Source organism: Humitalea rosea (assembly GCF_003253705.1).
GTDB classification, from domain to species: Bacteria; Pseudomonadota; Alphaproteobacteria; order Acetobacterales; family Acetobacteraceae; genus Humitalea; species Humitalea rosea.
In genome coordinates, this window is sequence record NZ_QKYU01000009.1 from 149,428 (window position 1) to 170,861 (window position 21,434).

General features: G+C 71.3%; 20 protein-coding genes. 13 read left to right on the forward strand and 7 right to left on the reverse strand.

The features are described 5' to 3' along the window. Nucleotides 1-205: 205 nt before the first annotated feature. The 9 genes from C8P66_RS09680 (at nucleotide 206) to C8P66_RS09720 (ending at nucleotide 10,438) form a co-directional block, all read left to right on the forward strand. Nucleotides 206-1,702 carry a heparinase II/III family protein gene (locus tag C8P66_RS09680; protein WP_245903387.1) on the forward strand — a complete coding sequence of 499 codons (1,497 nt, stop codon included), beginning with the start codon at nucleotides 206-208 and terminating at the stop codon, nucleotides 1,700-1,702. After that, complete coding sequence (locus C8P66_RS09685) at nucleotides 1,702-2,562, forward strand: hypothetical protein (protein WP_111398040.1); 861 nt, start codon at nucleotides 1,702-1,704, stop codon at nucleotides 2,560-2,562. The genes C8P66_RS09680 and C8P66_RS09685 overlap by 1 nt, the downstream gene beginning before the upstream one ends. Then, the gene (locus C8P66_RS09690) at nucleotides 2,559-3,785 is read left to right on the forward strand and encodes an O-antigen ligase family protein (RefSeq protein ID WP_146422788.1); all 1,227 of its coding nucleotides are present in this window, start codon (nucleotides 2,559-2,561) and stop codon (nucleotides 3,783-3,785) included. The genes C8P66_RS09685 and C8P66_RS09690 overlap by 4 nt, the downstream gene beginning before the upstream one ends. Continuing rightward, entirely contained in the window at nucleotides 3,778-4,389 is a 612-nt protein-coding gene (locus C8P66_RS09695; RefSeq protein ID WP_111398078.1) for a sugar transferase, read from the forward strand. Before C8P66_RS09690 ends, C8P66_RS09695 begins: the two co-directional genes overlap by 8 nt. 152 nt (nucleotides 4,390-4,541) lie before the next feature. Then, nucleotides 4,542-5,756 carry a DegT/DnrJ/EryC1/StrS family aminotransferase gene (locus tag C8P66_RS09700; protein ID WP_211314094.1) on the forward strand — a complete coding sequence of 405 codons (1,215 nt, stop codon included), beginning with the start codon at nucleotides 4,542-4,544 and terminating at the stop codon, nucleotides 5,754-5,756. 2 nt (nucleotides 5,757-5,758) lie between these two features. Then, a complete protein-coding gene (locus C8P66_RS09705) occupies nucleotides 5,759-7,000 on the forward strand; it encodes a glycosyltransferase family 4 protein (protein WP_111398042.1) in 1,242 nt (413 codons plus the stop codon). Beyond that, nucleotides 6,997-8,085, forward strand: a complete 1,089-nt coding sequence (gene wecB / locus C8P66_RS09710; RefSeq protein ID WP_211314095.1) for a non-hydrolyzing UDP-N-acetylglucosamine 2-epimerase — start codon at nucleotides 6,997-6,999, stop codon at nucleotides 8,083-8,085. The genes C8P66_RS09705 and wecB overlap by 4 nt, the downstream gene beginning before the upstream one ends. Nucleotides 8,086-8,099: 14 nt before the next feature. After that, nucleotides 8,100-9,254, forward strand: coding sequence for a glycosyltransferase (locus C8P66_RS09715; RefSeq protein WP_245903398.1), 1,155 nt, complete (start codon nucleotides 8,100-8,102; stop codon nucleotides 9,252-9,254). Continuing rightward, a complete protein-coding gene (locus tag C8P66_RS09720; protein ID WP_111398044.1) occupies nucleotides 9,224-10,438 on the forward strand; it encodes an MFS transporter in 1,215 nt (404 codons plus the stop codon). Before C8P66_RS09715 ends, C8P66_RS09720 begins: the two co-directional genes overlap by 31 nt. Here the strand turns inward: C8P66_RS09720 and C8P66_RS09725 are convergent. From C8P66_RS09725 to C8P66_RS09745, 5 genes are all read right to left on the reverse strand, one after another. After that, nucleotides 10,435-11,346, reverse strand: a complete 912-nt coding sequence (locus tag C8P66_RS09725; RefSeq protein ID WP_111398045.1) for an amidohydrolase family protein — start codon at nucleotides 11,344-11,346, stop codon at nucleotides 10,435-10,437. The two genes, C8P66_RS09720 and C8P66_RS09725, sit on opposite strands and share 4 nt — an antisense overlap. Further along, nucleotides 11,339-12,823, reverse strand: a complete 1,485-nt coding sequence (locus C8P66_RS09730) for a tripartite tricarboxylate transporter permease (RefSeq protein ID WP_111398046.1) — start codon at nucleotides 12,821-12,823, stop codon at nucleotides 11,339-11,341. Before C8P66_RS09730 ends, C8P66_RS09725 begins: the two co-directional genes overlap by 8 nt. After that, nucleotides 12,823-13,290, reverse strand: coding sequence for a tripartite tricarboxylate transporter TctB family protein (locus tag C8P66_RS09735; protein ID WP_111398047.1), 468 nt, complete (start codon nucleotides 13,288-13,290; stop codon nucleotides 12,823-12,825). Before C8P66_RS09735 ends, C8P66_RS09730 begins: the two co-directional genes overlap by 1 nt. Nucleotides 13,291-13,293: 3 nt before the next feature. Next, nucleotides 13,294-14,244, reverse strand: coding sequence for a Bug family tripartite tricarboxylate transporter substrate binding protein (locus tag C8P66_RS09740; protein WP_111398048.1), 951 nt, complete (start codon nucleotides 14,242-14,244; stop codon nucleotides 13,294-13,296). A gap of 132 nt (nucleotides 14,245-14,376) precedes the next feature. After that, nucleotides 14,377-15,447, reverse strand: a complete 1,071-nt coding sequence (locus C8P66_RS09745) for a 4-hydroxythreonine-4-phosphate dehydrogenase PdxA (RefSeq protein WP_245903389.1) — start codon at nucleotides 15,445-15,447, stop codon at nucleotides 14,377-14,379. A 125-nt stretch (nucleotides 15,448-15,572) separates the two neighbouring features. Here C8P66_RS09745 and C8P66_RS09750 point away from each other — a divergent pair, with 125 nt between their 5' ends. Together C8P66_RS09750 and C8P66_RS09755 are read left to right on the forward strand one after the other, a co-directional pair. Then, entirely contained in the window at nucleotides 15,573-16,256 is a 684-nt protein-coding gene (locus C8P66_RS09750; RefSeq protein WP_111398049.1) for a GntR family transcriptional regulator, read from the forward strand. 27 nt (nucleotides 16,257-16,283) lie between these two features. Next, nucleotides 16,284-17,213 carry a dihydrodipicolinate synthase family protein gene (locus C8P66_RS09755; protein ID WP_111398050.1) on the forward strand — a complete coding sequence of 310 codons (930 nt, stop codon included), beginning with the start codon at nucleotides 16,284-16,286 and terminating at the stop codon, nucleotides 17,211-17,213. Here the strand turns inward: C8P66_RS09755 and yddG are convergent, their stop codons facing one another. Beyond that, nucleotides 17,214-18,053 carry an aromatic amino acid exporter YddG gene (yddG, locus tag C8P66_RS09760; RefSeq protein ID WP_111398051.1) on the reverse strand — a complete coding sequence of 280 codons (840 nt, stop codon included), beginning with the start codon at nucleotides 18,051-18,053 and terminating at the stop codon, nucleotides 17,214-17,216. Continuing rightward, on the reverse strand, nucleotides 18,050-19,150 hold the full coding sequence (locus tag C8P66_RS09765) for a M20 family metallopeptidase (RefSeq protein ID WP_111398052.1): 1,101 nt from the start codon (nucleotides 19,148-19,150) through the stop codon (nucleotides 18,050-18,052). The genes yddG and C8P66_RS09765 overlap by 4 nt, the downstream gene beginning before the upstream one ends. A 50-nt stretch (nucleotides 19,151-19,200) precedes the next feature. Here C8P66_RS09765 and C8P66_RS09770 point away from each other — a divergent pair, with 50 nt between their 5' ends. Next, complete coding sequence (locus C8P66_RS09770) at nucleotides 19,201-20,325, forward strand: pyridoxal-phosphate dependent enzyme (RefSeq protein WP_111398053.1); 1,125 nt, start codon at nucleotides 19,201-19,203, stop codon at nucleotides 20,323-20,325. Next, nucleotides 20,322-21,398 (forward strand): alanine racemase, encoded by a 1,077-nt coding sequence (locus C8P66_RS09775; RefSeq protein ID WP_211314096.1) that lies wholly within the window; start codon nucleotides 20,322-20,324, stop codon nucleotides 21,396-21,398. The genes C8P66_RS09770 and C8P66_RS09775 overlap by 4 nt, the downstream gene beginning before the upstream one ends. Nucleotides 21,399-21,434: the final 36 nt, after the last annotated feature.

The window sequence follows — 21,434 nt, forward strand, 5'->3', positions numbered from 1 at the left end:
CCCAGCCCCACCGCAACCTACACGCGATCACGGAAAAGTGTGCATGATCGGAGGTTATGTTCTACAAACGGGCAGAATGCTTCCCCCTGGTGAGCTGAGCGCGGGAGTCGCGCCCCCGATCATGGCGCACCCCAGCGGGGCAACGCGGGGGCGGCCGCGATCCTGGCTGCTTGCCGACGCCGCGTGGCGGCTCGGCCCCCGGGCGGTGGTGCTTTACGCGTGGCACCGCGCAACCGCCGGTTCGCTCCGCGACGAGGCTCCGGCCGAGCGCCCCTTCTTCATCCAAGCCGCCCCGGCGGCGCCGCGCGACTGGCACGGCCCCTTCGATGCAGGCGCCCCGGCGATGGGGATGGATCTGTTCGCGCCGGGCGATGTGCGGCCGGTGTGGGAGGCCAGTCGCCTCGGCGCGCTGCAGCACCTCGCCGCCGAGGAGGCCGAGGCGCTGCTCGCCGGCTGGGTCGCCGCCAATCCGCCGTTCCGCGGCCCGAACTGGGCCTGCGGGCAGGAGGCCGCGCTGCGCGTGCTGCATATCGCCTTGGCGCTGCAGGGGCCGCCCGGCCCGGGGCTGCGGCGGCTGATCGGCCAGCATGCGAGGCGGATCGAGGCGACGCCCGCCTATGCGCTGGCGCAGGACAACAACCACCCGGTGAGCGAGGCCGCCGGGCTTTTCGCCTGCGACCTGCTGCTGGGCCGTCGGCCGCGGGGCGGCGGGCGGTTGGCGCGGCTGCTGGCGCGGCTGGTCTCGGTGGATGGCACCTTCGCGCCGGTTTCGCCGCAGTATCAGCGGCTGTTGCTGGATGTGCTCTGGGCGGTGGAAACGCTGCGCCGCCGCCATGGCGCGGTGCCCTTCCCCGCGCCTTTTGCCGCCCGCGCGGCGGCAGCCACGCGCTGGCTGGCGCGGCTGACCTGTCCCGCGACCGGTGCCCTGCCCCGCATCGGCCATTGCGACGGCTCCGCCTTCGCCGATCGCGCCGGGGCGGGGCCGGAGGATGCGCGCGCCAGCGTCTCCCGCGCCTGGGAGATGTTCGTGGGTGGCCCGATGCCCGACCCCGGCGCCTGGTCTGCCGCCGGGCTGCGTGGTTGGGCCAGCCAGGGCGCGCGTGCGGTGCTGCGCAGCGGCCCGATCCGCTTCCGCCCCGCCCATGCCGATCTGCTGCACCTGGATTTGTGGGACGGGCCGCATGCCCTGCTGCGGGATGGCGGTACCGGCGCCTACAACCCCGCCCCAGCCGACCGCTGGTGGCTGGGGTATTTCCCCGGCACCTCGGCACATAACACCATCGCCTTCGACGGGCGGGACCAGATGCCCCGTGCCGGACGCTTCCTCTTCGCCGCCTGGCCGCGGACCGAGACCCTGCCCGATGGTGCCGCCATCATCGATCACACGGGCTGCCGCCACGAACGCCGCATCGCCGTGGCCGGCCGCGATTGGCGGGTGGAGGACCGGCTTGCCGGCCCGTTCCAGGAGGCAGTGCTGCGCTGGCGCCTGGGCGGCAAATGGGAGGCGATGGCGGATGGTGCCGCCGGGCCCCATGGCCGGCTGCGCCTCACGGCCGATACGCCCTGCACCATCGCCATCGAAGCCGGCCACGAAAGCCCCGCCTACGGCATCGTGCGCCCCGCGCTGGTGCTGACCCTGCGCGCCCGCGTGCCGGTCGCGCGGATCGTCACCGAGATCGCGCTCCCTGGGGCGGCGGGCTGATGCCGCTCGACCAGCTTCTGCGTGGAGTCTGGCGCATGCGGCTGTGGCTGCTGGCGCTGATCCTCATCGGCTATACCGGGGCGGCGAGCCTGGTGCTGGCCTGGCCGCGCAGCTACGTCGCCTCGGCCGTCGTGGCGCCGGCCGAGAGCACCGGCCTCGCGGTGTCCACCCTCATCGCCACGCTGTCGCTGTCCCAAGGCGGGGCCGGGCTGTTCGACACGCGGCCGACCGGCAATTTCGCGATCTACCTCTCCGCGCTGCGCAGCCCGGAAGCCGCGGCGATGCTGGCGGCGGAGACGACCATCCTCGCCGACATCACCCGGCGCCGTGGCGATGGGTTCGCGGGGCGGGTCCGCGATGCCCTCGGCCTGCGCATGCAGGCCGACCGGGATGATGTGCAAACCTATCTCGAACGGCGCCTCGCGGTGACGCAGTCGCTGGTGGCCACCACCTGGAACCTCGACCTGCAATACCCGGACCGCGATGTGGCGCTGGACCTGCTGGTCCGGCTGCACGACTTCGCCGAGGCGCATGTCCGTGCCGGGCTGGCCGGGCTCGTGGAGCGCAGGCTTTCGGTGCTGGAGGCGCGGGCGGCGACCGAGCGCGACGTGTTCCAGCGGGTGCCGCTCTATGAACTGGTCGCGCAACACCAGCGGGCCTTGGCGGTGCTGCGTTCGGATGAGACGGTGGCGGCGCGGATGGTGTCCGCCCCAGTGGTGGAGATCCGCCCCTCCATCCCCAACCGCTCGCTGCTGCTGCTGCTGCTGGCGGTGGCGCTGCCCATGGCGGTGCTGGTGGGGGCGGCCTGCCTGGTGCTGCTCCGCACCCCGCCCGCACCCCAGCCGCTGCCCAGCCGGTGAGGCCGGGGCGCCTCGCCGGATGGACCCCGGGGCTTGCCCTGGCGGCACTGCCGGTGGCGGCGATGCATTTCGGGGGCGCGCTGAAATCGGCCCCGCCGCTGGCATCGATGCCCTTCGACCTGACCCTGGTGGCTGGCGCGGTGGCCATCCCGGCCCTGGCGCTGCTGGCGGCGGGGCGGCGGTGGCGGCTGTCCCGCACACTCGCGCTGCCGCTGGCCGGGGCTGCGGGGCTCTGGCTATGGTTCACCCTTGCCGGACTCTGGAGCGCCTCGCGCCCCATGCTCGCGATCAAGCTGCCGGAGATGGTGGTGCTTGGCCCCGCCATGTTGCTGGCGGGCCTGGTGATCGCCGCGGATATGCGCGCGCTTCGGTTGTTTTCGGCGGCGACGCTGGGGATTGGGGTGCTGGTCGGCGCCGCGGTGGCCTGGGGGCTGGCGACGGGGGCAGTGGTGCTTGGCGGGGCCGTGGATGCGCGGCCGGATGCGACGCGGGTGCAGTACCAGATCGCCGGCCTGGCCATCGCCTCGGCGGCGGCCCTGGCGGCGGTGGGCGCCGTGCGGCGGCGGGGGATGTGGCGGCTGGTCTGGCTCGGGCTGGCGCTGCTGCTGGCGGTCGCGGCGCTGCTGCCGGGGGGGCGGGCCGGGCTGGCCGGGCTGGCACTGGCCGCCACACTGGCGCCGGCCGTGTGGTTCTGGGGCCGCGACCAGCCGCGGGCGGCGCTGGGCTGGGTCGTGCTGGCCATCGGGGGCGGGGCGGCCGGGCTTGCGCTGCTGTTCCTGAACCCGACCACAGCGACCGGCTTCCGCACGCTGGAACGGTTCACCTCGGGCGGGCTGGATGCCTCGGCCCGGCCCTGGCTCTGGACTGAGGCGATGCGGGTGGCGGGGGCGGCGTCCCCGATCGGGGTCGGCACCGCCTCCTTCCCGATCGCGGCGGGGTTCGGCGAGTGGCGCGGTCGCTACCCGCACAATCACCTGCTTGAGGCGATGGTGGAGGGCGGCTGGCCGGGGCTGATCCTCTGGCTGTCCTGCTTCGGCGGCGCCGTGCTGGTGGCGGCGCTGCGGCTGCGGCGGGTGGCGCCGTTGCGGGCGGCGCAGGTGGCGGCATTGGCCCTGCCGGTCGCGGTATCGGCCCTGGTTTCAACGGACATGGGCAACCGCATGGTCTGGCTGGCGGCGGGGTTGTTGCTCGGGCTCGGGGTGGACTCCGATGCGGATGCCTGAGGCGGGTCCCTACGCCCTTTGGAGCAAGCGGGCGCTGGATATCGCGGTGGCGGGTGTGCTGCTGGTGCTGTTGGCGCCCCTCGCGGCCACGGTGGCGCTGTCTGTGCTGGCGGTGCTGGGCCGGCCGGTCCTGTTCCGGCAGACCAGGGCCGGCCGGGATGGGGTCGGGTTCACCATCCTGAAATTCCGCTCCATGGCGATGGGGCCGGGGGCGGATGCGGCGCGCCTCGGCGGGTTCGGGACATGGCTGCGCGCTTCCGCGCTCGATGAGCTACCGCAGCTCGTGAATGTCCTGCGTGGCGAGATGAGCCTGGTCGGGCCACGGCCGCTGCCGCCCGACTACATGCCGCACTACAGCCCGCGTCAGGCGCTGCGGCTGCGGGTGCGGCCCGGCCTCGCCGGCCCGGCACAGGCGCTGGGCCGCAATGCCGTGCCCTGGGCGGCGCGGCTGGAGGCCGATGCCTGCTATGCCGAAACCCCCCCACGGCTGCGGGCCGACGTCCTGGCCTTCGCCGGCACGCTGGCCGTGCTGTTGGGGGGCAAAGGCGTAACCGCGCCCGGCCATGCCACCATGCCGCGTTTCGATGCCGGGGCGAAGGACTGACGCGGCCGCTGCCCCAACCAGGGCGGGAAGCGCCGGCGCAGGGCCTGGAAGAAAATTTACTTCTGGTTGCATAACGTGCTTGATCTCTACCTCACGATAAGTTGATGTATGTGGCGCGACCCCGCGTGTCGCGACCGGGAGGCGCCACTCACATGAGCCTGAACCTGCTGCCCGACCCGGAGTTTGGTCCTCCGCGGGGCACCGATTCCGCCGTCATCCGCTTTCCCGGCAAGGCCGTGCCAAGGCTGCACCTCTCCCCACCGCATCTGGCCGGGGGCGAGATGGAGGCGCTGCGCGAAACGCTGGATTCCGGCTGGGTCGCGCCGGCCGGTCCGATGCTGCCGGCCTTCGAGGCCGCGGTCAGCCGCGCCACCGGCTTCTCCCATGTCGCGGCCGTCGCCTCCGGCACCGCGGCGCTGCACCTCGGCTATCGCGTGCTCGATCTGGCGCCGGGGGATGAGGTCTGGACCAGCACCCTCACCTTCGTCGCCACCATCGCGCCGGCGGTGCAGATGGGCGCGACTCCTCGCTTCCTGGATGTCGATCCGGGCTCCTGGACCATGGACCCGAATGTGCTGCGCACGGCGTTGCAGGCGGCAGCGGCGCGCGGGCGGCTGCCGCGGATGGTGGTGCCGGTCGATCTTTACGGCCAATGCGCGGACCTGGAGCCGATCGTTGCCGCCTGTGATCGGTGGGGCGTGCCGGTGATGTCCGACAGCGCCGAGGCGCTGGGTGCCCTGCATCGCGGCCGCCAGGCGGGGGCGGGGGCGCGGCTCGCGGTCTTCTCCTTCAATGGCAACAAGATCATCACCGCCGGGGGCGGCGGGGTGCTGTGCTCGGAGGATGAGCACCTGGTGGCCCGCGCCCGCTTCCTCGGCAGCCAGGCCAAGGAGACTGCGGCGCATTACCAGCATGAGACGACGGGCTATTCCTACGGCCTCTCCTCCGTCCTGGCCGCGGTCGGCCTCGCCCAACTCAGCGCGCTGGACTCGCGGGTATCGGCACGGCGGGCGATCTTCCAGCGCTACGTCACCGGCCTGCACGACCTGCCGGGGCTGACCTTCATGCCCGAGCCCGCCTGGGGCCGCTCCACGCGCTGGCTGTCGGTGATCATGATCGATCCACATGGCTTCGGCGCCGAGCGCGAGGCGGTGCGCCGGGCGCTTGAGCTGATCGGCATCGAGAGCCGCCCGGTCTGGAAGCCGCTGCACCTGCAACCCGCCTTCCGTGGTGCCTCGCTGTTCGGCAATGCCGGCGTGGCGACCTCGCTGTTCGAGCGGGGCCTGTGCCTGCCCTCCGGCAGCGGCATGGAGCCGGCGCAGCAGGCGCGGGTGATCGAGGCCATTCGTGGCTGCTGGCGTGGCTGACCTTGCGCATCCTGTACCTGCACCAGCATTTCTCGCAGCCGAGCGGGGCAACGGCCACGCGTGCGCATGCCATGGCCACCGCCCTGGCGGCGGCGGGGCATAAGGTCACCATCGCCTGTGGCGCCTATGAGGGCGCGGTCACGGGACTCACCGGCCGCTATCGGCGCGGGCGGCGCAGTGGCCGGGTCGGGCCGGTCGAGGTGGTGGAATTCGCCATCCATTGCGGCAACGCCCAGGGGTTCGCGGCACGCATGCTCGCCTTCCTGCGGTTTGCCCTGGCGGCGGCGCGGCTCGCCGTCCGGCCGACGAAGGGCGCCTGGGATGTCATCATCGCGTCCTCCACCCCGCTGACGGTCGCCTTGCCCGCGCTCTGGGCGAAACGCCGCCGTGGCACCCCCTTCGTCTTCGAGATCCGCGATCCCTGGCCGGAACTGCCCCGTGCGATCTCCGCCTGGTCGCGCGGCACGCACACCGGGGCCAGCGTTCCCGGCCCGGTGCTGGCGGCGATGGAGCCGCTGGCCAATGCCGCCTGTCGCCGCGCCGCCGCGGTGATCGCGCTGAGCGATGGCATGGCCGAGACCGCGCGGGCGCGCGGGGCAGCCCGCGTCCATGTGGTGCCGAATGGCTGCGACCTCGACCTGTTCGGGCCGCATATCATCCCCTGGCGGCCGGCCGAGGCGGCTTCATGCGAGATCCTGGCCGTCTATGCCGGGGCGCATGGCCGCGCGAACGGGCTGGAATTGCTGTTGAATGCTGCCTCGATCCTGCAAACCTGGGGGGATCGGCGGGTCCGCATCGTGCTGGTCGGCACCGGGGGCGAGAAGGCGGGGTTGATGGCACGGGCGGTGGGGCTGCGGAACGTCACCTTCCTGGAGCCGATGCCGAAGACCCGGCTGGCCGGGCTGCTGGCGGGCAGCCAGATCGGGTTGCAATGCCTGGCGCCGGTGCCGGAATTCGCCGAATGGACCTCGCCCAACAAGCTCATGGACTACATGGCCGCCGGGCTGCCCGTGGTCGCGAACATGGAGGGGCGCGCGGCGCGGATCCTGGCTGTTGGCCCCTGCGGCATCGCAACGCCGCCCAACAACCACGCCGCCTTTGCCGCCGCCTTGCTGGCCCTGGCCGATGACCCTGCCCGCCGCCGCGCCCTGGGCGAGGCCGGGCGCCAGCAGGCGGTGCGGCAGTGGGGGCGGCTGAAGCTCGCGCAAGACTTCGTCGCCGCGGTCGAGGCCGCCGCCGCATGAGTGGAGGAGTTACAAGCCTGCCGCTGCTGCATCTGGTCGTCGCCGCCCGGCCCAACCTGCCGAAGATCGCCGCCCTGTGGCACGCGCTGGCCGAGACCCCCGCCTTCTGCCGCCCGCGGCTGCTGCACACCGGGCAGCATCATGACGCCGCGATGTTCGGCCAGCATCTGGCCGACCTCGGCCTGCCGGCGCCGCATATCGCCCTCGGCGTCGCGGCCGGCGGGGGGCATGCGGCGCTGACCGGGCATACGATGATCGCCGCCGAGGCGGCCTGGCGGGCCGAACGCCCCGATCTTGTGGTCGTGGCAGGGGATGTGGACGGCACGCTGGCCGCAGCACTCGCGGCCCGCAAGCTCGGTCTGCGCGTGGCGCACCTGGAGGCCGGGCTGCGATCCCATGACCGGCTGATGCCGGAGGAGATCAATCGCCGCGCCGTGGATGCGATCTCGGATCTGCTTTGGGCGCCCGACCTCGACACCGCGGCCCGGCTGCTGCGGGAGGGCCACCCGCCGGACGCCGTCCGCGCCGTCGGCAATGCGATGGTGGACAGCCTGTTCCGCGCCTTGCCTGCGGCGCGCCAGCGGCCGCTCCCGGCGGGGCTGCGGCCGGGGGGCTATGGCATCGTCACCCTGCACCGCCCCTCCAACGTCGATGATCCGGCCGTGCTGGAGACGTTGGTGGCGGCGCTGGGGGAGGTCGCCAAGAGCCTGCCGCTTGCCTGGCCGGTGCATCCGCGCACTGCCGCGCGGCTCGGTGGGCGTGCCCTGCCCGAGGGGCTGCTGGCCCTTCCGCCGCAGGCCTACCTCGATTTCATCGGGCTGCTGGCCCATGCCCGGCTGGCCGCGACCGATAGCGGGGGCGTGCAGGAGGAGGCGGCTGCCCTCGGCCTGCCTTGCCTGACCTTGCGGGATTCGACCGAGCGCCCCGTCACTCTGGGCGGGAACCGTCTGGTGACGCCCTCCGAATTGCCGGCGGCCGCGGCGGCGGTGTTGGCGCGCCCGATGGTGCCGCCCCTGCCCATTCCGCTCTGGGACGGGCAGGCCGGCGCGCGGATGGTGGCGCATCTGCGGGAGGTTCTGGCCTGATCCCGCTCGTGGTGATGCTCTCCGCCGAGCATCCGCCGGATGACGCCAGGGTGGTCCGCAAGGAAGGCGCCGCGCTGGCCGCGGCCGGCTGGCGCGTCACGCATATCGCGCCGTCGGCGGGCGCGGTGCCGGCGATGGTCGCCGGGGTGGCGCTGCGTCCCTACCCGCCGGGGCGTGGGCGCCTCGCACGGCTGCCGGGGTTGTTGCGGCGGGCGATGCGGTCGGGGGCGGCGGTGCTGCATGCCTCCGAACCCGATGCCTGGTTCGTCGCTTTGCTGGCCGCGCGGTTTTCGGGGGCGCGGGTCGTGCTGGATGTGCATGAGCACTACCCCTCCCGCCTGGACGGGCGGGTGCCGGGCTGGGCAAGGCCATGGGCGCGGGGCGCGATCCGGCTCGCCTGCCGCATCGCCGCCTGGGGGGCGGATGCGGTGGTCGTCGCCAAGGATGGGCTGGCGGAGGATTTCGGCGACCCCGCGCGCATCGTCGCGGTGCGCAACTACGCCGCCGTGCCGGCCATCGCCCCCCGCAGCCACGGTCCCGGGCCGCTGCGGCTGCTGCATCTGGGCGCGCTCGGCGCGTCGCGTGGGGCGCTGCTGCTGCCCGAGATTCTGGCGCGATCGCCGGCCGGTGCGACGCTGACCCTGCTCGGGCGCTTCACCGATGGCAGCGAGGCCGCCTTCTTCGCCCGCGCCAGGGCCCTCGGGGTCGAGGATCGCATCACCTTGACCGGCTGGATGCCGGCCGAGGCCGCGTTGGCCGAGGCGGCGCGGCATGACATCGGCCTCGTGCTGTTCCAGCCGGGCGTCGAGAACCACCGCCTGGCGCTGCCGCATAAGCTGTTCGACTGCATGGCGGCCGGCGTGCCGGTGATCGCCCCGGGTTTCGCCACCGAGGTCGCGACGGTGGTGCGTGGTGCGCGATGCGGTCTGCTGGTGGATGTCGCGGATGCGGCGGCGGTGGCGGCGGCAATCCTCGCCCTGGACGATCCGGCGCGGCGCGCGGCGCTGGGGGCGGCCGGGCGGGCCGCGGCCGCGGGCGAATATGGCTGGGCGGGAGAGGCGCGGAAGCTGGTCGGCCTCTATCGGCGGCTAGGGGCTGGCCGCATGATCGCCTCATCGAGGGATGATGGAGCCCGCCCATGTCCCGCAAGGCCACCAACCTCGCCCTGATTACCGCGGCGCAGGTGTTGACGCTGTCGCTGTGGTTCTCGGGCACCGCCGCGGGGCCGGGGATGGCGCGGGAGAGTGCGCTGGTGACGGCCAACTTCCAGGCGCTGCTCACCAGCGCGGTGCAGGCCGGCTTCGTCGCCGGCACGCTGATCAGCGCGGCGCTGGCCCTGGCGGACCGCTTCGACCCCCGCCGGGTGTTTGCCGCCGCCGCGATCGGGGGCGCGGTGGCCAATGGCGCGATCCTGCTGCAGCCGCTCGGGGCGGAGGCCGCCGTTGTGGCGCGCTTCGCGACCGGCATGGCGCTGGCGGGGGTGTATCCGGTAGGGATGAAGCTGGCGGTGGGCTGGGCCGATCGGAACGACACGGGCGTCATCGTCGGGCTACTGGTCGGTGGCCTCACCCTCGGCTCGGCGTTTCCGCATCTGGTCAACGCCTTCGGCGGGCTCGAGTGGCGGCTGACGCTGGGCAGCGCCTCGGCGGGCGCCCTGGCCGGGGCCGCGCTGATGGCACGGGTGCGGCTTGGCCCCCGGCACGCGCCGGCGCCACCCTTCGAGCCGGCGGCGGCATTGCGGCTCTGGCGCAATCGCGGCACCCGGCTGGCCACCCTCGGCTACCTCGGCCACATGTGGGAGCTCTACGCCATGTGGACCTGGGTCGGGCTCTACCTCTCCGCGAGCTTTGCCGTATGGCGGGGCGGTGCCGGCGGGGATGCGTCGGAGGCTGCCTTGGCGACCTTCGCCGTGATCGCTGCGGGCGCGGCGGGATGCATTGGCGCGGGCTTCCTGGCCGACCGCATCGGCCGGGTTCGCGTGACGGTGGGGGCGATGGCGGTCTCGGGCGCGTGCTGCCTTCTCGCCGGGCCGCTGTTCGGGGTGCATCCGGCTTTGACCACGGCGCTCTGCCTGGTCTGGGGCGTCGCGGTGGTGGCTGATTCCGCGCAGTTCTCAGCCAGCATCACCGAACTTGCGGAGCCTGGGCTGACCGGCACGATGCTCACGGTGCAGACCAGCCTCGGCTTCGCGCTCACCCTCATCACCATTCATCTGATGCCGCCGCTGGTCGCATGGGCGGGGTGGAGTGGCGCCTTCGCTATGCTCGCGGTGGGGCCTGCGCTCGGCTGCGTCGCGATGCTTCGGCTGGGCCGCAGCCGCGATGCGGCACGGCTGGCGGGTGGGCGCGGCTAACGCGTCAGCCGGTAGATCCGGACGGCATTGTCGTGGAACATCGCGCGTTGCTGTTCGAGCGGCAGCCCGGCGGCCACCTGCCGGAAGCCGGAAAAAATCGTCTCGAAGCTGCCGCAGAGGCCATCGACCGGGAAGTTCGAAGCAAAAAGGCAGCGCTGCCAGCCGAAGATCTCGATGCAGTCCTCGATGACCGGGCGCTGGTCCTCCACCGTCCAAGGCCGGCCAGGCAGGCCGATGCCGGAGATCTTCACGCTGGCCTGTGGTGCCTCGGCCAGCCGCCGCATCGCCGCGCGCCAGCCGGCGAGCCCGGCAGGGCTGCGATCCGCCGGCAGCCCGGCATGGTTCAGCACCAGCGGGGTCGCGGGGTTGGCGGCGATCAGATCCACCGCCTCGTCCAAATGCCACCATGGTGTCTGCAATTCGAAGTGCAGCCCGTGCTCGGCAAGCCGCGCATAGCCCGCGCGCCAGCGCGGATCGCCCATCGAGCCCGGCGCGCCGCGCTGCACGAGGTGTGGCGCGGCGGCGCTGCGCGGCTTGTGGCGAATGCCGCGCACCAGCGGGATGCGTTCCAGTGCCGCGAGCACGCTGCCGCCATCATCCCGGTCCACCCAGGCCTGGGCGACATGGGCGGCGGGGCGGCTGGTGGCCTCGGCCAGCGCCTGCATCCAGTGGCTTTCGCCCAAGGGGTCGGCGGGGTCCCATTCGCCCTCCATCGTCACGGTGGCGACGATGTTGTGCGGCCCGACCAGCGCATCGTAATCGGCGGGCAGGAAGTTGCGGCCCCGAAGCGCGCTATAGTCGCCATAGCGGAACGGGATCATCGGCAGGTCGCGCAGCCAGGGATGCGGGTTGTGCGCGAGGTCCCAGAAATGATGATGCGCGTCGATGATCGGAAAGTCGTCAGGCATGGGCCGGTCTCCGCCGTACTGCCTGCCAGGCGGTGAACAGCCACAACCCGATGACCACCGCGGCCAGAATGCCGGCGATGGGGCGGGCGACCAGCGTCAGGGGATCGCCCTCGCCCTTCATCATGGTCTGCACGAAGTTGAACTCGACCATCTTGCCAAGCACCAGGCCGAGGACGGCGGGTGCGACCGGGATGTCGTTCTCCTCCATGAACCAGCCGAGCGCGCCCATCGCCAGCATCAGCCCGACATCGAACAGCGCATTGTTGATCGCGTAGCTGCCGATGATGCAGGCCACCAGGATAAAGGCGGCGATGGTGCCGCGCGGCACCGAGAGGATGTGGCGCGAGGCCCGGATCACCATCCAGCCGAGCGGCACCATCAACAGGTTCGCCAGGATGAAGACGATGAAGACAGCGTAGATCAGGTCCGGTGTCTTGATGAAGATCGACGGCCCCGGCTCCATCCCTTTCAGCACAAGAACGCCGATCACGATGGCGGTGATGGAATCACCGGGGATGCCGAAGACGATGGTGGGCACCCAGGCCCCGCCAAGGGCGGCGTTGTTGGAGGCTGAGGCCTCGGCCAGCCCTTCGACATGGCCGGTGCCGAATTTTTCAGGCTGCTTCGAGAGCTTCCGGCTGAGCGCGTAGGAGACCCAGGCCGCGATATCCGCGCCCGCGCCAGGCAATGCGCCGATCAGGGTGCCGACGATGTTGCCGCGCAGGATCTGCCGCTTGTACCTCCAGACGTCGCGCCCGAGGCCACGGAACATGCCGTCGTATTTCGGCACTTTTGGTCGCGTCTCGGCATGGGAGGTCACCAGCCGCACCAATTCGGGGATCGCGAAGAATCCGATCAGAGCAGGCACGAAATCAACGCCCCCCATCAGCTCCGTCGAGCCGAAGGCGAAGCGGGTAATGCCGGTCGCGATGTCGATGCCCACGGCAGAAAGGAACAAGCCAAGCAGCAGCGCCAGCAGCCCCCGCAGCGGCGAGCCGACGGCAAGGAAGGCGGCGCAGGTCAACCCCAACAGGCTGAGCCAGAAATACTCGGGCGAGGAGAACTTCGTCGCGAACAGCGCCAGAGTCGGCGCCGCGACGATCAGCACGATGGTACCGAACACGCCGCCGATGGAGGAGGCCGCCATGCACATGCCGAGCGCGCGCCAGGGCTCGCCCTTCAAGGTCATCTTGTAGGCCTCGTCGCAATAGGCGGCCGAGCCGGGCGTGCCGGGGATGCGGACCAGGGCGCTCGGAATATCGCCGGCAAAGATCGCCATGGCGCTGAGCGAGACAATAGCCGCGATCGCCGGCACGGGATCCATGAAGAAGGTGAAGGGCACCAACAGCGCCGTGCCCATCACCGCCGTCAGCCCCGGCATGGCGCCGATGATGATGCCGAGGCAGCTCGCGAGCGCGATGACCAGCAGCGTGCCGGGCGAGAAGACATGCTCGAAGGCAAGCAATACGGCGTCCATTACAGCAGCCCCTCAAACAGCCCAGGAGGCAGCGGCACGCGCAGCAGCTTGCCGAACAGCAGTTGGAAGCCGATCGCGCCGAGCACCGCGATCAACGCCGCACGCGGCGCCGGGATGCTCAGCCGCCACTGAATGACAAACAACAGCACCACGGCGAAGGGGAGGAAGCCGATGGTTTCCCCGAACGCCCCGAAGATCGCGATGGCACCAGCGAGGATGGCGGCATTGGCCACCGCCCAGCCGTCAGTGAACCACCCCGGCAGGCGCAGCGCGGGCACGCCGCGCTGGCGCAAGCCGGTGAGCATCAGCCCCGCACCGGCCGCAATGGTCAGCACACCGATCAGCGCCGGGTAGAAGCCCGCGCCGAATTCCTGCCCTCGTACCCCGGGCAGGCGCAGCGATGCGACCAGGAGCGCGGTGCCGAGCGTGGCACTCAGCCCGCCCAGCGCCAGGTCGTTCAGGCGCATGGGTCAGCCACGTGCCAGACCGAGGTCACGCAGCAACTCGCCCGAACGGACGGCTGCCTGCGTGGCATAGGTGCCGAAGGCCTCGGGCCCGTCCCACACCGGCACGATGCTGCGTGCCACCATCTGCGACCGGACCTCCGGCAGGGCATGGGCGCGGGCGCCGAGTTCCACGAGCTTGTCGTGAATGGGCTTCGGCAAGCCACGGGGCGCCACCAGCGAGAACCAGTTCTCATAGACCCAGTCGATGCCGGAGTCCTTCAGCGTCGGCACGTTCGGGAAGGCGGACATGCGTTCGTTCGCCATCACGGCGAGGACGCGGACCTGCCCGGCCTCGACCAGGGCCTTGGCCTCGATCGGCGATCCGGTGAAGACGGTGATGCCGCTCGCGACGAGATCCTGCAGCGCCGGCGCGCCGCCCTGGCTTGGGATCCAGCGGATGCGGTCGGCCTCCATGCCGAGCGACTTGGTCATGCCCGCCGCGGCAAGGTGCCAGGAGCCCCCGGTCGAGACGCCTGAACCGGTGAACTGGCCCTTCCGCCCCTCCCGCAGCGCCGCGACGAAGGCCTTGATGTCGGCCCATGGCGCATCCGCCTTGACGGTGACGCCGGCCGGGATGCTGGCGATGTGAGAGATCAGGTCGAAGCTGCCAGGCCCGATGTCGGACTGGCCGAGCGCCTTGAAGTTCACGAATTCCGAGGTGCCGGCGCCGATGGTGTAGCCATCGGGCGTGGCATTCGCGATCGCCGCATGGCCGACCACGCCATTGCCGCCGGTGCGGTTCACCACATTGATCGGCTGGCCGAGCGTCTGCTCCAGCCCCTGCGCGAAGATACGCGCGACGGTGTCGGTGCCGCCGCCGGCGGCCCAGGGCACCACCAGCGTCACCGGCCGGGTCGGCCAGGCGGTCGCCTGGGCGGTCGTCTGGGCGCGAGCCGTGGCGGGGAGGGCGGCCATGCCGGCCAGCGCGGCCAGGAGCGACGAGAGATCATGTGGGGGTCCTCCGATTTGGTTTCTTGTTGGTGCGGGGGCCGGGCTTGGCGTCCGGTGTCGTCGCCCGCTCTATGGCGGGCTGCCGACGGGGTGGTGTCAGGCCGCGCATGCGGCGCGAAAAGCCTCGGCGGATTGCACGGCGGCCGGGCGCGTGCGGCGCATGTCGGCACTCATGCGGGCGGCCAGCAGCAGCGCATTGCGCGCCGCGCCTGTCCCGGCGATGCCGCGGCCGGCGATGTCATAGGCCGTGCCATGCGCCGGCGTGCAGATCGGGAAGGGAAAGCCGCCGAGCAACGTTACGCCCTGGTCGAAGCCGATCAGCTTCATCGCGATCTGGCCCTGGTCATGGTACATCGTGAGCACCGCATCGAAATCGCCGCGCTTCGCACGGACGAAGACGGTGTCGGCTGGGAATGGCCCGTCGCAGCCGATGCCCTGCTGCTGCGCCTCGATGACGGCGGGGCCGATGGTGTCGATTTCCTCGCGTCCGAAATTGCCGCCGTCACCCGCATGCGGATTCAGCCCGGCAACGGCGATGCGGGGCCGGGCAATGCCGGATGCGCGCAGCGCCGCATCGGTCAGCCGCAGATTGTCGAGGATGGCCGCACGGGTGATCAGCGGGGCGACGCCGGACAGCGGCACATGCGAGGTGACGCGGGCATTCCACAGCCCTTCCAGCACGTTGAATTCGCGGGCCGGCCCGTGGAAATCGATGAAGTTGGCGGTGAAGACGATCTCGTCGTCATAGCCCGGCACATGCATCCGCATCGCCGCCTTGTTGAAGGGCGTGAAGCAGACGGCATCGGCGCGGCCGGCGACGGCCAGCGCCAGCGCGTGGCGGTAGTTCTCCGCGGCGCAGCGGCCGCCGGCTTCGGACACACGGCCGATCTCGATGCCGGCCGGATCGCAATGGGCGAGATCGACGAAGACCGGCGTGCTGAGGTCTTCGGGGATCGGATCCGTGGCGCTGATGCGGTGCAGCGCAGGCTCGACCTTGGCGACCTTGGCGCCAGCCTCCAGCAGGCGGAGGTCACCGATGACGATCAGATCAGCGGCCTCGCGCACAGCGGGATCGACCAGCAGTGCTGCGGTGAGTTCGGGGCTGATGCCGGCGGGATCGCCCATGGCCAGGGCGATGACGGGCTTGGTGCCGGGATTGCTCGGCATGGCTTCTCTCCGCTGGGAGGGCCATTTTTGCGGCCTCCCTTATAAAAGACTGTGGACTGTATGCAGAATTGACGCAACCGGGCAAAGCCCTGACAAGGGTCGATCGCTTTACCTCAGGAGCCGCCATGTCCAGCGACCATCTGGTCGCCCCCGCTGACGCCACGAACCTGCCGATCGCGCGGCTGACGCTGCATGAGCAGATCGTGACCCGGCTGCGGGACATGGTGACGGATGGCAGCCTGCCGTCCGGCCAGCGCATCAATGAGGTGGCGGTGGGCGAGCAACTCGGCGTCTCCCGCACGCCGTTGCGCGAGGCGCTGAAAACCCTCGCTGGCGAGGGGCTGATAGAACTGGTGCCCGGGCGCGGCACCGTGGTCCGCAAATTCACCCTGCAAGGCGTCGCCGATGCGCTGGAGGTGCTGAAGGCGCTGGAGCAGCTTGCCGCCCATCGCGCCTGCGCCAAGGCCACTGATGCCGAGATCGAGATGGTGTTGAACCTGCACCGGCGCATGATGGACTGCTATGCGGCGCGCGACCGGCTGTCCTATTTCAAACTGAACCAGGCGATCCACAGCGCCATCCTGGAAATCGCCGGCAATCCGACTTTGGCGCGCATGCATCAGATGCTGCAGGCGCAGATGAAGCGCATCCGCTTCATCGGCAATGAGCGGGCCGAAAAATGGGCCGGCGCCGTGGCCGAGCACGAGGCGATGGCGGCTGCCCTGGCCGCCCGTGATGGCGCCGCGCTGGCGGTGCTGCTGGGCCAGCACCTGGACAACACGCTGGAACGGGTGCGAGACGCGCTATAGCCGACAGGCTTCGGGGGGAACGAAAGAATGAGCGGGACAACAGCAGGGCCGCGCTACAGCGGTGTGTTTCCGGTGGTGCCGACGATCTTCGATGCGGCGGGCGCGCTCGACCTCGAAGGCCAGATGCGCTGCGTCGATTTCATGCTCGATGCCGGCTCGCATGGCTTGTGCATCCTCGCGAATTTTTCCGAACAGTTCCTCCTCTCCGATGCGGAGCGCGAGCTGCTCACCGCGCGCATCCTGTCCCATGTCGCCGGGCGGGCGCCGGTGATCGTCACCACCACCCACACCAGCCCGCTGGTCTGCGCCGAACGCAGCCGCCAGGCGCAGGAGCTGGGTGCGGCCATGGTGATGGTGATGCCGCCCTATCACGGCGCGACCATCCGCTTTGGCGAGGCGGGGATTCTCGGTTTCTTCCAGACGCTGTCGGATGCGATCGACATTCCGATCATGATCCAGGATGCGCCGGTCAGCGGCACGCAGCTTTCGGCACCGCTGCTGGCGAAGCTCGCGACCAGCTGCGAACAGGTGCGCTATTTCAAGATCGAAACGCCCTTCGCCGCGGCCAAGCTGCGCGAGTTGATCGCCCTCGGCGGCGCGGCGATCGAGGGGCCCTGGGATGGCGAGGAAGCGATCACCCTCATCGCCGATCTTGAGGCCGGGGCGACCGGGGCGATGACCGGCGGCGGGTATCCGGACGGCATCCGCCAGATCATCGACCCCTGGGTCGCTGGGGACAAGGAGGCCGCGCGCGCCGCCTACCAGCGCTGGCTGCCGCTGATCAACCATGAGAACCGGCAATGCGGCTTGCTGGCGGCCAAGGCGCTGATGGAGGCCGGGGGCGTCATCCGGTGCGGCGATGGCCGGGCGCCGCTGCCGCCGTTGAACCCGGCGGCGCGGGAACAGCTGCTCAGCATGGCCAAATCGCTGGACACGCTGGTCCTGCGCTGGGGCTGATCAGCGCGCCGTCGCCGCCAGCAGGCCGCCGCCGGCGACCAGCACGGCGGCGAGGCCCACGCGCGCATCCAGCACGCCCTCGCCCGCGATCACCAGCAACAGTGTCGAGGCGACGGGTGCTGCATAGGCCAGCGTCCCCAGCAGGCGCGGATCGCCGCGCTTCATCCCCACATCCCACAGGAAGAACGCGGCCCCGACCGGCCCGGCGCCGAGCAGCCCCACCGCCAGCCATTGCCGCGCCCCAGGCACCACCCAGCTCTCGAACGCCAGATGCGCCAGACCGGCCATCGCCGCGGCGCCGAGGCAGAAGCCTGCCACCGCCTCGGTCGGCACCGCCGCCATCCGGCGGGAGGTGACGGAATACGTCGCCCAAACCACGGCCGCGGCCACGGCGCAGAGCAGGCCGGCACCGCTGCCGGCCGGCATCGCCGCACCGCCGCCGATCAACAGGGCGCAGCCGAGGAAGCCAAGCGCCGTCCCCGCCAGCCGGCGCGGTCCCAGCCGCATCCCGAGCACGGGTGCCGCGAGCAGCACGATCAGCAGCGGCCATAAATAGTTCAGCAGGTTGGCTGTCACCGGCGGCGTCCAGGCGATCGCTGCGAAATACAGCGCGTGATAGCCGGCAAGGCCGCCCACCCCATGCGCCCAGGCGAGCGGCGGCTGCCGCAACCGCGCCAACTTGCCGCGCGCCGCGACGATGGCGAGCCCCAGGCTCCCGCCCACCGCGAAGGCCAGCGCCGTGACCTGGAGCGGCGGCAAGGGCACCGCCCAGCGCCCGAGCAGCGCCAGAAACGCCCAGAGCGCGATCGCCCCGACGCCGGTCAGCGTGGCTGGGCTCACACCCCGGTCGTCAGCATCTGGCGGAACAGAGGCACGGCCGCGCCGAGTTCGGCCAGCACGACTTCCTCGCGCGGGGTATGCGCGGTGGCGGTGGTGCCCGGCCCCAGGATCACGCAGGGCGCCAGCGCCGAAAGCTCGGAGGCGTCGGTGCCGAAGGGCACGGTGGTCGCATCGTGGCCGGTCGCCTTCACCGCCGCCTGGATCAGCGGATGTGCGGCCGGCAGGTCCGGCGGCGTGCCCTCGCGCGCCTCGGTCAGCGTGACGCCCGTCCGTGCGGCCGCGGCCCTTACCGCCTCGACGATCGCGGTGGGATCGATGCCACGGCTGTAGCGGAACTTGATCCGCGCGGTGGCGAGCGGGACGGTGACGTTCACCGCCGCGCCGTGGTTCTCGATGACGATGTTGAAGTCCGAGAACACCGGATCGTAGCCCGCGTCATGCCAGGCGGGATCGTCGCGCAGCATCTCATGGATGGGCTTCATCTCGGCGAGAAAGGGGATCAAGGCCCAGTTCGCATTCCGCCCGACGCCCATCGATGAATGCGCCTGCACCCCCTCGGCCACCGCCACGAAATTGATCGAGGAGCGATGCCCGCGGATCGGTATGAGCCCCGTCGGCTCGACGACGATGATGCCCGCGAGCTTCGCCTCCCGCGCCAGCACCGAGCGCGTGACGATGGCCCGCGCCCCTTCCTTGGTGGTTTCCTCATCGGTGGTCAGCAGCAGCGTCACCGGGACGTCGGCGGGCAGGCCGCGCGCGGCGATGATGGCCGCGGCGACGGGGCCCTTCATGTCCACCGAGCCCAGCCCATGCAGCACGCCATCGGCGATCCGGCCGGACCAGGGGTCGTCGGTCCAGCCCGTGTCCGGCACCGTGTCCATATGGCCCGAGAGCGCGAGCCCGCCCGGACCGCCACGATGCGCGACCAGGACGCGTTTTTGAACGCCGCGGGCGTCTGTGTAATCCAGCCGTTCGATGGCGAAGCCGGCAAGCTCGGCCTCCAGCCGGTCGGCGACCGGGATGTTGGAGAGGCTGCTGCGGCTGTCGATCCGGACGAGTTCGGCCGCAAGCCCGGCCACGGCATCGGTATCTGTCATGCGCTTCCTATCCCTTGCCGGGCGCGGCGCGGCAAGCGAGGGTCGCGCCCATGAGTGATCCTGCCTATCTCGACCCCCGCTCGGGGCGCACCTATCCGCTCGATACGCCGCGCTGGCGTGGCGATGATGGCGCCCCCCTCACCCTCACCGATCTGCCGGGCCTCTCGCCCGCCGATATCGTCACCAGCGACCGGTCGCTGTGGCGCTACCGCGCGGCGCTGCCGATGAAGGGCGTCGCGCCGATCACGCTCGGCGAGGGTTGCACGCCGCTGCTGGAACGCCGCATCGGTGCCGATACCGCGCTGGTCAAATGCGAATGGTTCATGCCGAGCGGCTCGTTCAAGGACCGCGGCGCCTCGGTGATGCTGTCGCAGCTGCGGGCGCAGGGGATCACCTCGGTGCTGGAGGATTCCTCCGGCAATGGCGGTGCGGCGATCGCGACCTATGCGGCGGCCGGTGGCATGGCCTCGACCATTTTCGTCCCCGCCAGCACCAGCCCGGCCAAGACCGTGCAGGCGCGGGCGGCGGGCGCCAGCATCACGCTGGTTCCCGGATCGCGCCAGGATTGTGCCGATGCGGCTTTGGCCGAGGCCGAGCGCATCTTCTACGCCAGCCACAACTGGCAGGCCTTTTTCCTCCAGGGCACCAAGACCCTGGCCTATGAGCTTTGGGAAGATCTGGGGTTTCAGGCGCCGGATGCGGTGATCGTGCCCTGCGGTGCCGGCTCCAACGTCCTCGGGTGCTACATCGGCTTTTCGGAGTTGCTGCGGGCCGGCCAGATCAAGCGGCTGCCCCGCATTTTTGCCGCCCAGCCCGCGGCCTGCGGGCCGCTGGCTCGCGCCCATCTCGGCCTGCCGCCGGTGGCAGCGATGCCCACCATCGCCGAGGGCACCGCCATCGCCCAGCCGATCCGCGTGCCGGACGTGCTGGAGGCCCTGCGCGTCAGCCAGGGCGGCGCCGTGCTGCTGGAGGAGGCGGAGATCATCGCCGCCACCCGCGACCTCGCGCACCAGGGGCTTTACGTTGAGCCGACCTCGGCCCAGGTCGCCGCCGCCTTTACTCGCCTGCGCGCCAGCGGTGAGATCACCGCAGCCGAGCGCACGGTGCTGGTCCTGACCGGCTCGGGGTTGAAATCCACCCAGCGCCACGCAGAAATCCTGGGAGTGGCGCTGTGACGCTCGATGATCTGACGACCCCCTGCCTGGTGCTCGATCTGGGGCTCCTGCGGAAGAACCTCGCCATGATGGAGGCCGCCGTCGCGCGCCATCCTGGCGTCGTGCTGCGTCCGCACCTCAAGACGGCCAAATCCATCGAGGTCGCGGCGCTGGCGGCCCCAGGCCATGGCCCGATCACCGTCTCCACCCTCGCCGAGGCGGAAGCCTTCTGGGGCGCGGGCTACCGCGACCAGATCTATGCCGTGGGCATCACCCCCCAAAAACTCGACCGGCTGGCGGCGCTGCCAGGGGTGAAGGCGATCACCGACGACCTCGCCACCGCCCAGGCCATCGCCGCCCATCCGGGCGCGATCCAGGCGCTGGTGGAGGTCGATGTGGGCGAGCATCGCGGCGGCTTGAGGCCGGATGACGAAGGGCTGCTGGCGATTGCCGCCGCCCTGGGGCCGAAGCTTGCCGGCGTCATCACCCATGCCGGCCATTCCTACGCCGGCCGCACCAACGCCGAGATGGCCGATATTGCCGAGACCGAGCGCGCGGGCATCACCCGTGCCGCCGAGCGGCTGCGCGCGGCGGGGCACAGCGTCGGGATCGTCTCGATGGGCTCCTCGCCCACCGCGCTTTATGCGCGTTCGCTGGAGGGCGTCACCGAGGTCCGGGCCGGCGTCTATATGTTCGGCGATCTGTTCCAGGCGCAGATCGGCACCCATGCCGAGGCCGATATCGCGATGACCGTGCTGACCAGCGTCATCGGCCGCCGGGCCGGCACGCTGCTGCTGGATGCCGGGGCCATGGCGCTGTCCAAGGACCGCAGCACCGCCGCCCCCGGCATCCGCGACGATGGCTTCGGGCTGGTGCTGGATCTGGACGGGCAGCCCTCCTTCGGCCGGGTCGTGGTCGAGCGGGCCTATCAGGAACATGGCGTCGCCACCGGCGCGCCGGACCTGCCCGTCGGCGCCCGGGTGCGGGTGCAGCCCAACCACACCTGCATGACCGCGGGGGCGCATGAGCGCTACTTCGTGGTCGATGGCGGCCGGGAGGTGATCGGCACCTGGGCGCGCGTGAATGGATGGTAGCATCAGATACCAAAACAGTGTGAGCGGGCAGAAACC